The sequence below is a fragment of the Frankiales bacterium genome, from assembly GCA_016125335.1.
In the GTDB taxonomy this organism is placed as follows: Bacteria; Actinomycetota; Actinomycetes; order S36-B12; family CAIYMF01; genus Longivirga.
On sequence record WGLY01000004.1, the window covers coordinates 112,007 to 125,311 of the forward strand.

Consider the following 13,305-nt stretch of genomic DNA (forward strand, 5'->3'; position numbering starts at 1 on the left):
ATCACGGAGCACGGCGCCCCAGGTACCCCTCCGACGCCGTCGCACACCCGGGGCTCGCAGGTTTCGTCGAACCCTGACGGGAAACCGCGGGCCGACCACGGGAACCGCTGGAGGCGACGCATGAGGATCGGCTACTTCCTGTCGTGCGAGGAGTACGGCGTGCAGGACCTGCTCGAGCAGGCCGTGCTGGCGCAGCGGGCCGGCTTCGAGGCGCTGTGGATCAGCGACCACTACCACCCGTGGACCGACGAGCAGGGCGAGAGCGCGTTCGTCTGGTCGGTGATCGGGGCGCTGAGCCAGGCGGTCGACCTCCCGGTGGCCACCGCCGTGACCTGCCCGACGACGCGGCTGGGCCCGGCGATCGTCGCGCAGGCCGCGGCGACCGCGCAGGTGATGCTGCGCGGCCGCTTCCGGCTCGGCGTCGGGACGGGCGAGGCGCTCAACGAGCACATCCACGGCCAGGCATGGCCCGCTGTGGACGAGCGACTCGACATGCTCGAGGAGGCCGTAGCCGTCATGCGCGAGCTGTGGACCGGTGAGCCGGTCGAGCACCGCGGCCCGCACTACACGGTGGACCGCGCGCGCATCTACACCCGCTGGCCGACCGCGCCCGAGGTGTACGTGTCGTCGTTCGGGCCGACCTCGGCGCATCGCACGGTCGCGTTCGCCGACGGGCTCACCACGACGTCGATCGACGACGAGGTGCTCCCGGTCTTCCGCGACGCCGCCAAGCCGCTCACCGCCGGGTACAAGGTCGGCTGGGCGCCCACCGAGGAGGAGGGCGTGGACCACGCGCACCGGCTGTGGGCGTCCTCGGGGCTGCCCGGCGAGCTCGCGCAGGTGCTGCCCACCCCGGCGCACATCGAGCAGGCCAGCTCGCTGGTGAGCCGGGAGGCGACGCGCGAGAGCGCGGTGTGCGGCCCCGACGTCGACCGTCACGTGCAGCAGGTGACCCGCTGGCGCGACGCCGGCTTCGACGAGGTCTACGTGGCGAACATGGGCCCGCACTTCCGCGACATGATCCGCGCGTACGGCGACGAGGTGCTGCCGCGCGTTCGAGCCGCATGAGACTGCACGCCGCGTCCGCGATCCGCCGAGCCGCGGTCGCGACGCCGGTGCTCGCGGCGACCGCTTCCCGGCAGCACCGGGCCGCCCGTGGGCATGTGCGCCATCATCGGAGCCGTGGACATGCTTCGGGGACAGGTCGCGGTGGTCACGGGCGGGGGGCGCGGCATCGGGCGCGCGGTGGCGGAGACCCTGGCCCGCGAGGGGATGTCGCTGGGGCTGCTCGGCCGCAGCGCCGACACGCTCGAGGCGGCGGCGCAGGCGTGCCGGGCCCAGGGGGTCGAGGTCGCGCTCGCCACGGCCGACGTCCGGGACCGGGCTGCCGTGCTCGGGGCCGTGCAGGAGTTCGAGCGCCGGCTCGGCGAGGTCGACCTGCTGGTGAGCAACGCCGGGGTGTCCGTCCCGCCGTGGGTCCAGCCGTGGGGCGAGGGGCTCGACGACTGGTGGACGTGCATCGAGACGAACCTCATGGGCCCCTTGGCATCCGCCGCCGCCGTCCTCCCCGGGATGTGGGAACGCGGGCGCGGGCGCATCGTGCACATGAACAGCCTCACCGCCGGTCGCGAGGACGCCGGCCCCTACTCCGTGTCCAAGGCGGGGCTGGCGCGGCTCACCGGCGTGCTCGCGGCACGGTGCGCCGAGCGCGGGATCGGCGTCTTCGACGTGAGCCCCGGGCTCGTGCTGACCGACATGACCGACCACGAGGGGTTCGCCGACCTCCCGCCGGACCAGTGGACGCCCATCAGCCGGATCGGCGAGATGGTGACGGCGATCGCGCTCGGACGCCTGGACGCACTCTCCGGGCGGTTCGTCCACGCGATGGACGACCTCGACCTGCTGGAGCGCGAGGCGGAGCGGCTCGTCGCCCGCGACGCCCGCGTGCTGCGGTTCACCCCGGCCTTCGACCCCGACCGGGTCCTGGACTGACCCGCCCGCTCACCCGACAGGGGCCGGGCACGGGTCGAGGACAGGCCACGCGCCCGCGTAGGCCCGCCATTCCGCAGCCGAGACGCCGCCCGAGATGCGGCACGCGGCGTCCCGCCACTGGGCGGGGTCACCGGGCATCGTGAACGTCGTGTCGGCGCCGTGCGAGCGGGCGTCGAGCGGGAGGTACCCGCTGATCAGGTCGCCGCCCGCGAACCACGCCGCCAGCGGTCCGACGGACCGCAGCCGGACCGGGCTGCCGGCCGCGTCCAGTGCTCCCGCGTCCCAGAGGTGCATGCTCCCGTCCGAGCCCGTCGTCAGCAGCAGTGCCCCGTCACGGCTGTAGGACAGGGCCGTGACCGCGCCCTCGTGGGCGTTGGGCACCCGTCCGATGCTCGTCAGCGACGGCCACGCGTGCTCCGCGACGACGCCGTCGTCCGTGCCGAGCGCGAGCAGCGCCCCGTCCGCGGACAGCGCCCACGTCGTCGGGGTGTCGTCACCGATCACCCGGTACGCGGCCACCGCGCCGGTGGACGCGGACACCGCCGCCACGGAGTCGGGGACCGCCGGGCGCACGGTGCCGTCCGGGGTGCTCGGCGCCGGCGTGACCCCGGCCCCGACCACGACGAGGAGCCCCGTCCCGTCCTCGCCGAGCAGGGAGGGGAAGCCGTACCCGCTGCCGGCCAGGGGGATGCGCACGTCCAGGACGCCGGCGACCTGGTTCGACGCGAGGTCCACGACGCGCACCGACGTGGCGCCGACGACCTGGTAGAGGGTGCGCCCGTCCGCCGAGAGCACCGCGGTCAGCGGGCACTCGGGGTAGGCCCACCGCTCGGTCGTGTCCAGCAGGGGCGTGCCCCCGACGCCCCATACGCGGAAGTGCCCGCGGCCTCCCGGCATCTGGGTGGACAGCGCGCCGCGGCTCCCGTCGGCGGACAGCGACAACCGCACGACGACCTCGTCGGGCTGCATGGGCGCCGCGACGTCGAGCAGCGTGGCGTGCGACGCCAGGTCCATCGCGACGACGCGCACGGCGCCCGGCGTGAGCCGCGTGGACCAGGCCACGTCGCCCGCGGCCACGTACCCGTCGGCCGGGATCGGGCCCACGCCGAGCTCGAGCCCGGGCGGCAGCTGGTCGAGGTCGCGTCCCACCACCTGTCCCCCGCCGCCGGCGCTGACCACGAGCGGGTCCGCCGCCGTCCCCGCCCAGACGAGGCCCGTCGTCGCGCCCGGGTCGCCCTGGCCGCTGAGCACCGTCGTCCCGGTCGTGGTCGAGAGCACCAGCAGCGACCCGTCCTTGCCGGCCGCCGCGAGCATGTCCCCGGCGGGTGAGAACCGGAGCAGGAGCGAGTCGGCGGCCAGCGAGCGGCCGGTCACCTGGATGCCGCGCATGCTGCCGACCGCGAGGACGCGCGGCAGCAACGGCGAGGACGTCAGCACGACGCCGACGTGCGCGCCGTCGGGCGCCATCGCCAGCGTGCGCACCGGCGACGGCATCCGCACGAGGTCGACGAGGCGGAGGGTGGGCAGCTGCCGTACGACCACGAGGCCGTCGGCGTAGGCGATCGCGACCCGATCGGCCCCCGTCGCGATCGCGGTGGGCTCCACCCCGGTGCTCAGGGCTCGCGGCGCGAAGAGACGGTTGCGGTTGTCGTAGACCGTCACCGTGTCGGCACGCATCTGCGCGGGGTCGTACGTCCACACGTTCTCGGGCCGACGGTGCTCGAGCGCCACGACCCAGCGGTCGCCCTCGGCGAAGGCCGCCGGTGCCGAGCCGGAGGTCGGGACGATCCGGCGCGTGAGCGACCAGACGCACGACCCGGACCCCACGTCGACGAGGCAGAGCCGGCTCGAGGACAGGCGTGTCGCTGCGGACGCCGCGAGCACGGTCCGGCCGTCGCGGCTCAGGTCGGCGACGCCGCCGGACGCCGGTACGGCGACGCTCGAGACCACCGAGCCGGTGGACGCGTCGAGGGTGAGCAGGTTGTCCCTCGAGTCCAGCGCCAGCAGCGGTGCTCCGGCCGCAGGCACGCCCAGCCACGTGAGCGCGCGATCGGTCGCGATGCGGTAGCGGGTGCCCCGCTCCCGCTGGACCGCGGAGAAGAGGGCGCCGCGCGTCTGGGGCGAGTCCTGGACCGCCGAGGCCATCAGCGAGAGCTGCAGGGCGGAGCGCGCGTCCGGCGCCGCGTACGACTGCGCGGCGAGCCGGCCGGCCTCCGCCGTGGTCGCCACCTCGTCGGCCTGCTGCCGCGCGCGCAGGGCCACCCCGCCGACGACGGAGGCCAGCAGGGCGGTGACCGCGAACCCCGCGGCGAGCACGGTCATCGTCCGCCGACGACGGCGCTCGGAGTCCATGTCCCGGTGCACGGCTGCCCGGGACGCCTCCAGGTAGGCCCTCTGCCGGCCGGTCAGGTCGTCGGGATGGCGCTCCTCCCAGGCCAGAGCGGATCCGAGCCGGGGTCCTCGGAGGAGGTCGTCGTCGCTCCAGCCGTCCTGCTCCCACCGGCGCGCGGCCTCGGCGAGCTGGTCGAGCTGCTCGGCCATGACGGCGCGGTCGCGCAGCCAGGCCGCGAAGCGCGGCCAGCCGTCGAGCAGCGCCTCGTGCGCGAGCTCCACGGCCACGGGCCCGGCGTCGCCGGGGGCGACGGTGACGAGGCGGGCCCGCGCGAGCGCCGTCAAGGCGCGCACGGACGGCTCGTCGCCCGGGGGGCAGAGGTCGGCGATCGTCGAGGGACGCCGCACCCACACCCCGCCGCTGTTCGTGGTCAGCGACAGGAGCAGCCGACGCGCCGCCGCACGGGCGGGCTCGTCCAGCTCGGCGTAGGCGCGCTCGGCCGTCGACTGGAGCGCTCCGCGCACCCCTCCCACGGCCCGGTAGTCCGCCGTCGTCAGGCGCCCGTCGGCGTGGTGCCCCCAGGCCTGCCGGAGCGACTCCGAGAGCAGCGGAAGGGCGCCCGGCCTGCCCAGCAGCTCCGCGACGATCCGGTCGACGAGCTCGTCGTCGACGGTGACCCCGCGACGCGCGCACGGCTCGACGACGACGCGGCGCAGGTCCGACTCCGACGGGACGCCGACGAGCACCGTCGCGCTCCCGATGCGCCCCGCGACGAGGTCGAGCTCGAGCAGCCGGTCGTAGAAGTCCGTCCTGACCACCACCACGAGCCGCGTCCCGCGGGAGCGCACCGACGCGAGCCGACGGCCCGGGGCGCCGCCGCCGCCGGCGAGGGTGAACAGCTCCTCGGCCTGGTCGACGACGAGGAGGTCGAGGTCGCCGGCGAGCGCCTCCTCGAGGGCGTCGTCGAGACCTGCCGACGGCGACACGACCCGGATGCGCCAGGCGGCGCTGCCGGGGGCGGCGCCCCGGCGGAGCGCGGGCACCACGCCGGCCCGCACGACCGACGACTTCCCGACCCCGCTGGCGCCGACCACGACCAGCAGCCGGTCGTCCATGAGCCGCCCGACCAGCTGGGCGACGAGCCGCTCCCGGCCCACGAACACGTCCGCGTCGGACTCGTCGTAGGCGGCCAGCCCGGGGAAGGGGCACGGCCCGGAGGGGGCCGGCTCGGGGGTGGGCGTGCCGTCGTCGTCCACGCGCTCGTCGACGACGGCGCCGGGGACGGGCTCCCGTGCCAGCCGCGGCGGGATCGCCGGCGCGAGGTCGGCGGCCGCCAGCAGCAGCTCCGGGTCGTGGTCGAGGATGCGCGACTCCAGCTCGCGCAGCGAGTCGGACGGCTCCACGCCGAGGTCGTCGACGAGGAGGTCGCGGGCGCGCCGGAACGCCGCGAGCGCCTCCGCCTGGCGCCCCGAGCGGTACAGCGCGAGCATCAGCTGCTCCCACGAGCGCTCCCGGTACGGCTCGCCGGCCACGCGGGTCTCGAGCTCGGGGACGAGGGACGCGCTCTCCCCCAGGCGCAGCGCTGCCTCCGCGCGCCACTCCCGCGCGAGCGAGCGCAGCTCCGTCAGGCGGGTGCGCTCCATCACGGCGAAGGGCGCGTCGGGGAACTCGGCGTAGGCCTCTCCGCGCCAGAGCGAGAGCGCACGGTCGAGCTGGTCCAGGGCAGAGGCGGCGTCGCCCTCGCCGAGGGCGTCGCGTGCCTGCTCGAGCCCGAGCTCGAACCGCACGGAGTCGATGCACCCCGGGTCCACCGCGAGCCGGTACGCCATCGGCTCGGTGAGCACGGGCGAGCCGCCGGTGAGGGCGGTGAGGTCCGACCGCAGCCGCGCCACGTGGCTGTGCAGCGTGCGCTCGGCGGTGGGTGGCGGCACGTCGGACCAGAGGTCGTCGACGAGGGTGTCAACCCGCACGGGCGACGGTGCGCGGGCGACGAGCGCGGCGAGCAGCCGGCGTCTGGCCGGTCCCCCCAGCCGAAGCGCGCGCCCCTCGTCGTCCGACACCGTCAGAGTGCCGAGCACCCCGAACCGCACGTCTCGAGCGTAGACACGCACCCGCGCGCGAGTCCTGGCGCAGCGACCTGCCTCCGGCGGCGCTTCAGCCGCGCAGCAACCGGCGTGCCACCGGGCTGCAACCGCTCCGGGCCACCGTGGAGATGTCACCGGAGGACGGCGACATGGAACGAGGAGGCGGAGACCATGTCCACCACACTGCACATCCCGTCCGCGCCGAGCACGGGGCCGGTCGAGCACCCGACGACGACGCAGAAGAGGGGTCGGCGCACCGCCTGGATCGTCACGAGCGTCCTCGCCGTGGCGGTGCTGGTCGCCGGCGTCGTCCTGCTCGTCCTGCAGCCCTGGAGCTCGACGAGCTCCCCCGCCACCACGGCTCCGTCGGTGTCGGCGGTCCAGCTGTACGGCACGGCCTACGGGCCGGGGTCCCAGACCTACCGCGAGCAGGTGCCCGCGGCGGCGGCCGCCTGGACCGACGCCTACGGCCCCGGGAGCACCACGTACGCCGAGCAGGTCCCGACGGTCGAGCCCTGGACGGCCGCCTACGGAGAGGGAGGGACCGTGTACGGCGAGCAGGTGCCGAGCCAGGCCACGCCGTGACGCACCGCCCGGGCCGGACCACGGCGACGCCGGCCGGCCCGGGCACCACCCGACGGGACCACGTGCCGTGCACGAGGTCCCGTTCCACGCGCGAGCCCGGCGGCTCGACTGTCGGGACCGTCCTGCCTGCCCTACCGTCGTGCGGGTGACTCGGCTGCTGTGGATCGAGGACCTCCAGGACCCCGGGCTCGCGACCTCGGTCGAGGAGCTGCGGCGCGAGCTCGCCGGACCCGCCGAGGCCCTGTCCGGCAGCCCGGCGCTGCGGCTCCAGGCCACGGGCGATGCCCGGGCGGTGCTGAGCACCGAGGCCGACGCCGTCGTCGTGTGGGCCGACCACCCGCTCGAGAGCGCGGTGGCCGAGCGGCTGGCCTCGGCCGGGCTGCCCGTGCTGCTGGCCGGCCCGAGCCTCCAGGCCGCCGACCCCACCGGGCTGCTCGCCGAGGCGGCCGGCCTGCACGTCACCGGTGCCACGCCGGTGCACGACGTCCGTGTCCACGGCGGCCCCGGGCATCCCCTGGCGGCCCGCCACGTGCACGCCGCGGGCGACCACGTCGAGCCGCACCTGCACGTGCGCGACCGGGTGCTCCTCGTGGACAAGGTGCGCGACGACGTGGAGGTGCTCCAGCAGGCGTGGGTCGGGCTCGCGGCCCAGCCGGTGGCCACCTGGCGCGCCGCCACCCGCACCGCGGCCTGGACCCTGGGCGCGCGGCACGCGGCCGTGTCGTCGCGCGAGACGGCGCTGACGGTGCTCGAGCTGCTGCGACGCATCACGGGCACGGCCAGTCCGTCCGCGGTCCGCGTCGGGCTGCTCGGCTACGGAGCCATCGGGCACGAGCACAGCCGGGCCGTGCGCGCGGTCGACGGCCTCGAGCTCGCAGCCGTGTGCGACACCTCGCCGGAGCGGCTCGCCGCCGCCGTCGCGGCAGCGCCCGGCGTCGCGTCGTCCACCCGCGCCGAGGAGCTCCTCGCGCGCGACGACGTCGACCTCGTCATCGTCTCGACACCGCCGAGCAGCCACGCCGAGTGGGCGCTGCGGGCGCTGGAGGCGGGCAAGCACGTGATCCTCGAGAAGCCCTTCGCGCTCGAGACCACCCAGGCCGACCTCGTCATGGCCGAGGCCGCGTCGGCCGGGCTGCTGGTCGCCGTCTACCAGAACCGGCGTTTCGACCCCGACCACCTCGCGGTGCGCCGGGCCGTTCGCGCGGGGCTGCTCGGCGAGCTCTTCCACGTCGAGACGTTCGTGGGCGGCTACGGGCACCCGTGCAACCTGTGGCACTCCGACGCCGGGGTCTCCGGCGGCGCGTTCTACGACTGGGGCTCGCACGTCCTCGACCAGGTGCTCGACCTCGTGCCCGGGCCGGTCGAGCACGTGACCGCCGCAGCCCACAAGCTGCGCTGGTTCGACGTCACCAACGCCGACCACTCGCGGGTGACGGTCCGCTTCGCCGACGGCGCGGAGGCGGAGTTCGTGCACTCCGACCTCGCCGCCGCGCTCAAGCCCCGGTGGTACGTGCTCGGCACCGAGGGCGCGCTCGTGGGTCAGTGGCGCACCGAGCGGATCGTGGGCCGCAACGACATCGGCACGCTCGTCGAGGACGTGCTCGCCCCCGCCGACTCCCCGCCGCTGCTCGACCTGCACGCCGCGGACGGCAGCGTCACGCGCCTGGCCACGCCGGCGTCCGGGGCGTACCCGTTCCACCACGAGCTCTCCGACCGGCTCCGGCTCGGCCTGCCGATGAGCGTGACCGCGGCGCAGTCGCGACGCGTGCTCTCGGTCATGGAGGCCGCGCGCATCTCGGCCGACACCGGTGGCCGCCCGGTGGAGCCCCGGTGACCGGGCCGGTCCGCTGGGGATTCCTCGGCGCCGGGTTCGTCGCCTCCCGCGGGGTCGCCCCCGTCGTCCACGCCTCCGGCGTCGCCGTGCTCCAGGTGGTGGCGGCGCGCGAGCTCGCGCGCGCATCGGCGCTGGAACCGGTGCGCGCGGTCGACTCCTACGACGCCGTGTGCACGGCCGAGGACGTCGACGCCGTGTACGTCTCGCTGCCCAACGACGCGCACCTGCCCTGGGTGCTGCGCGCGCTCGAGGCCGGCAAGCACGTGCTGTGCGAGAAGCCGTTGGCCCTCGACGCCGCCGAGGTCGAGCGCATGCGGGCCGCGGCCGACTCCGCCGGCCGCCTGCTCGTGGAGGCGTCGTGGAACCGCTGGCACCCGCGCACACGCCGGGTCGAGGCGCTGCTGGCCGGGCTGGACGCGCCGGTCGAGTCGCGCAGCTGGTTCACCTTCCCCGGTGTGCCCCACGACAACTACCGGCTCGATCCGCGCCACGGGGGCGGGGCGCTGCTCGACGTCGGCTGCTACGCGGCCGCTGCCGCACTGCTCGCCCTCGGCGACGACGTCGACGTCGTGGGCGCATCGGTCCACGTCGGCCCCACCGGGGTCGACCTGACGACGAGCGCCGACCTGCGCTCCGCTCGCGGCTCGGCGCAGCTGACCGGGTCGTTCGAGCAGGAGGAGTCGCAGGGCTGGGTGGTCACCGCCGGGTCGACCCGGATCGAGGTGCCGCACCCGGCGTTCACGTCGTGGCGCGAGCCCGCCACGCTCCTGGTGACCGAGGACGGCCGCTCCCGCGAGGAGCGGTTCGAGCCGTGCGACGCGTACGGGCTCATGGTCGACGCCGTGTCCGACCGCGTGGCCGGCGGCGACTCCTGGGTGCTGCCCCTCTCGTCGTCGGCGGCCGTCGCGGGCACGCTCGACCGCATCCGGGCGGGGGCGACGTCGTGAGCGGCACCACACCTCCGCGGCCGCTGCCGGAGCTGGCCGACGGCGACGTGGCGCTGCCCGACGGCCCGCGGCTCGCGGTGCGCCGCGCCCCCGGCCCGCTGCGGCCGTTCCTGCTCGTGCACGGACTCGCCAGCAACGCGCACCTGTGGGACGGGGTCGCCCGTCGGCTGGCCGACGCCGGGCACGAGGTGCTCGCCGTCGACCAGCGCGGCCACGGCCGATCCGAGGTCACGGCGGACGGCTACGACACGACGACGGCAGCGGCCGACCTCGCTGCCCTCATCGGCGTCCTGGGCTGGAGCGGCGCGCGGTCTCCCGTCGTCGTTGGGCAGTCGTGGGGCGGCAACGTGGTGCTCACGCTCGCCGCGCGCCACGGCGGCGTCGCGGGCCTGGGGCTGGTCGACGGCGGCTGGATCCACCTCTCGGACCGGTTCGCCACCTTCGAGGAGTGCTGGGACGCCTTCGAGCCGCCGCACCTCGACCACCTCACCCTCGACGAGCTCGAGCGCCGGTCCCGCGACTGGAACCGCGGCTGGCCGGAGGAGGGCCGCCGGGCCATGCTCGCCAACTTCCGCGTGGAGCCGGACGGCACGGTGCGCCCGCACCTGTCGCGCGCGCACCACCGCTCCATCGTGCGGTCGCTCTACGACGACGACCCGCGTCCGCTGTTCGCGCGGGTCGACGTGCCGGCCCTGCTGATGGCCGCCGTCGCCCAGGTGCCCGACGGGCCGACTCCCGCGACCGGCGCCCGCGACGCGCTGCCGGACTCGCAGCTGCTCTGGTACGTGGGCGCCGCCCACGACCTGCACGCCGAGCAGCCCGACCGGTGCGCCGCCGACCTGCTGTCACTGGCGGCACGCGCCGACGCCGCGCAGGCCGGCGTCTGACGACTCACGCCGTCTGGAGGTCCCGGCGGTGGAACGCCACCGCGCCCAGCACGAGCAGCGCGACGCCGAGCGCGCACATGACCAGGCCGGCCGCCGCACCCCACGGCTGCACCGGCACCAGCGCGAGGTGCGTGAAGGGCGAGAGGTCCAGCAGCCACGACGGCCAGCTCAGGGCCGGGCCCAGCAGGGTGAGCAGGTAGGCCACGGGCAGCACCGTGGCCGGCACCGCGACGGTGGCGCGCGGCACCAGCCCGAAGGCTGCGACCCCCAGGCCGGCGGCGAGCAGCACGACGGGCGCGCCGTTGAGCGCGGCCGCCAGCGCGTCGGTCCAGGTGACCTCCTCGGACCCGGCGAGCACCGCGCCGAGCCAGGTGGCCGCGCCGGCCACGACGAGGAGCGCGATGCCGCCCACGAGCGCCAGGACCGCGTGCCCGGCGAGCCAGCGCAGCCGCGACACTGGCCGGGCCAGCACCGCGTCGAGGCGGCCGGCCTCCTCCTCCACCCGCGCCGCGCCCACGCGCCAGGCGACCTGGAGCACGATGGCGAGCAGCGAGAACGAGGTCATGACAGCCATGAAGCCGCGCACCGACAGCATGTCGCCGAAGCCGAACTGCTCGAGCAGGTTCCGGTACTGCTCGTCACCTTCGAGCCAGTCGACCATCGTGACCGTGAGGCCGCCGAACACCGCGGAGTACGCCGCGAGCAGCAGGGCCCAGGCCAGGAGCGTGCCGCGCGTCGTGCGCCACGCGAACGCCGTCGGGCCGGACAGTCCACGCAGCCGCGGTCGCGGCGCGGCGCGGTCCACCAGCAGTGCGGACCCGGCGTCGCGCCGGCCGCGGAGGACGACGGCCAGTGCGGCGAGCGACGCCCAGGCCACGGCGTAGGCCAGGATCGCCGCCGGAGCGGGTGAACCGAATGCGTGCAGCTCGTCGAGCCAGCCGAACGGCGTGAGCCACCGCAGCCACAGCCGTCCGTCGTCTGTTCCGACGACCATGCGCACGACCCATGCCAGGCCCACCAGGCCCAGGGCCAGCCCGGCTGCGCGCCGGCGCACGTCGAACACCTGCGAGGCCAGCGCGCCCACCGCGGTGAAGGTGACGCCGGTGCCCGCGATCACGAGCCCGAACAGCAGCGCCCCACTCCACTCCGACGACGCCGCGCCCAGCGTGACGCCGACGGCCGAGCCCAGCACGAGCGCCGCCGCCGAGGTGATCCCCAGCACGACGAGCATCGCGGAGGCAGGGCGCAGCGGGCCCGCCAGCAGCAGGTCGGCGCGGCCGGACTCCTCCTCGCCGCGCAGCAGCCGGGTGCTGGTCAGGGACCCCCAGATCGCCATGAGGAGCGTGAGCAGCCACCCGGCGTCCCACACCGTGAAGCCTGCCGCGGTGCCGATGTCGTAGGGGATGCCCTGCATCATGCGCACCGCGGGGTTGTCGGCGAACATCGCGAACTGCGTCGGGGAGACGCCGTCGGGATAGGCCGTGCGGAACGACGCGACCTCCACGACGACCCACACGACGACCATCGCGGCGATCACGAGGGTGGAGCGCCGCACCTGCCGCACGCTGAGCGCGGCGACCGCGCGGCGTGGGTGCCCGCGCGGCTCGGGCGAGACCGGACGCTGCACGTGGGAGTGCGAGGCCACCGCGGTCGGCTGCTGCATCACGTGGCTCATGACGCGCTCCCCGGTCCCGGCTGCGCCCCCTGACCCGCGGTGCCGCCGTGGGCCGCGGCCACCGCGCGGCGCTGCGCCTCCGTGGTGTCGTAGTAGGTCAGGAAGATCTGCTCCAGGTTCGGCGGGTGGCTCTCGAGGCGCACGAGGTCCGCGTCGAGCAGACGGCGCAGCACCCCGGACGGCGGTCCGGCCACGGTGATGCGGATCCCGCCGGGCATCGGCTCCACGTCGGCCACCTCGGGCAGGTCGTCGAGCGCCGGCGCCTCGCCGGACACCGTCGCCTCGAAGATCGGCGTCGTCATCGCGCGCAGCTGCTCGAGCGTCGTCACCTCCGCGAGCACACCGGCGCGCAGGATCCCCACGCGCGAACAGAGGTCCTCCACCTCGTCGAGCAGGTGCGAGGAGAGGAACACCGTCTGCCCGGCCGCGGACGCCTCGCGCGCGAGCGACTGGAACTCGGCCTGCATGAGGGGGTCGAGGCCCACCGTCGGCTCGTCGAGCAGCAGCACGTCGGGCCGCGTCATGAACGCCGCCACGAGCGCGACCTTCTGCCGGTTCCCCTTGGAGTAGGAGCGGATCCGCCTGCTCGGGTCGAGGTCGAGCCGCTCGATCAGCTCGTCGCGCAAGTGGGTGTCGACCGCGCCGGACAGCTGCCCGAGCAGGTGCAGCGCCTCGCTGCCGGTCAGCTGCGGCCACAGGGACACGTCGCCGGGGACGTAGCCGACGCTGCGGTGCGCCCGCTCGACGTCGGCCACCGGCACGCCGTTGATCCACGCCTCGCCCGCGGTGGGCCGCAGCAGTCCGAGCAGAAGCCGGATGGTGGTGGACTTCCCCGCACCGTTGGGCCCGAGGAAGCCGAAGATCTCCCCTCGCTGCACGTCGAGGTCGAGCCGGTCCAGGGCGAGCACGTCGCCGAACCTCTTGGTGAGCCCCCGGGTGCGGATCGCGGTGCCGTCCATGGCCCCTCCC

The 13,305-nt window shown here is 75.7% G+C and carries 7 protein-coding genes and 1 pseudogene; 5 read left to right on the plus strand and 3 right to left on the minus strand.

The window, feature by feature from the left end:
• Positions 1 to 120 precede the first annotated feature (120 nt).
• Positions 121 to 1,068 carry a TIGR03557 family F420-dependent LLM class oxidoreductase gene (locus GC157_03320; protein ID MBI1376501.1) on the plus strand — a complete coding sequence of 316 codons (948 nt, stop codon included), beginning with the start codon at positions 121 to 123 and terminating at the stop codon, positions 1,066 to 1,068.
• Positions 1,069 to 1,161: 93 nt separating this feature from the next.
• Entirely contained in the window at positions 1,162 to 1,992 is an 831-nt protein-coding gene (locus tag GC157_03325; protein ID MBI1376502.1) for an SDR family NAD(P)-dependent oxidoreductase, read from the plus strand.
• Between the two features lie 9 nt (positions 1,993 to 2,001).
• Here GC157_03325 and GC157_03330 read toward each other — a convergent pair whose 3' ends face one another.
• Positions 2,002 to 7,296, minus strand: a complete 5,295-nt coding sequence (locus GC157_03330; protein ID MBI1376503.1) for a hypothetical protein — start codon at positions 7,294 to 7,296, stop codon at positions 2,002 to 2,004.
• Here GC157_03330 and GC157_03335 point away from each other — a divergent pair.
• The 3 genes and pseudogenes from GC157_03335 to GC157_03345 all read left to right on the plus strand — a co-directional run bounded on the left by GC157_03335 (position 7,139) and on the right by GC157_03345 (position 10,661).
• A complete protein-coding gene (locus GC157_03335) occupies positions 7,139 to 8,827 on the plus strand; it encodes a gfo/Idh/MocA family oxidoreductase (protein MBI1376504.1) in 1,689 nt (562 codons plus the stop codon). The two genes, GC157_03330 and GC157_03335, sit on opposite strands and share 158 nt — an antisense overlap.
• A pseudogene (locus tag GC157_03340) lies at positions 8,254 to 9,174 on the plus strand (hypothetical protein). The gene GC157_03335 and the pseudogene GC157_03340 overlap by 574 nt, the downstream one beginning before the upstream one ends.
• A 464-nt stretch (positions 9,175 to 9,638) precedes the next feature.
• Positions 9,639 to 10,661 carry an alpha/beta fold hydrolase gene (locus GC157_03345; protein ID MBI1376505.1) on the plus strand — a complete coding sequence of 341 codons (1,023 nt, stop codon included), beginning with the start codon at positions 9,639 to 9,641 and terminating at the stop codon, positions 10,659 to 10,661.
• Positions 10,662 to 10,665: 4 nt separating this feature from the next.
• Here the strand turns inward: GC157_03345 and GC157_03350 are convergent, their stop codons facing one another.
• Positions 10,666 to 12,336 (minus strand): hypothetical protein, encoded by a 1,671-nt coding sequence (locus tag GC157_03350; GenBank protein ID MBI1376506.1) that lies wholly within the window; start codon positions 12,334 to 12,336, stop codon positions 10,666 to 10,668.
• Positions 12,333 to 13,295 carry an ATP-binding cassette domain-containing protein gene (locus GC157_03355; GenBank protein ID MBI1376507.1) on the minus strand — a complete coding sequence of 321 codons (963 nt, stop codon included), beginning with the start codon at positions 13,293 to 13,295 and terminating at the stop codon, positions 12,333 to 12,335. Before GC157_03355 ends, GC157_03350 begins: the two co-directional genes overlap by 4 nt.
• Between the last annotated feature and the right edge of the window lie 10 nt (positions 13,296 to 13,305).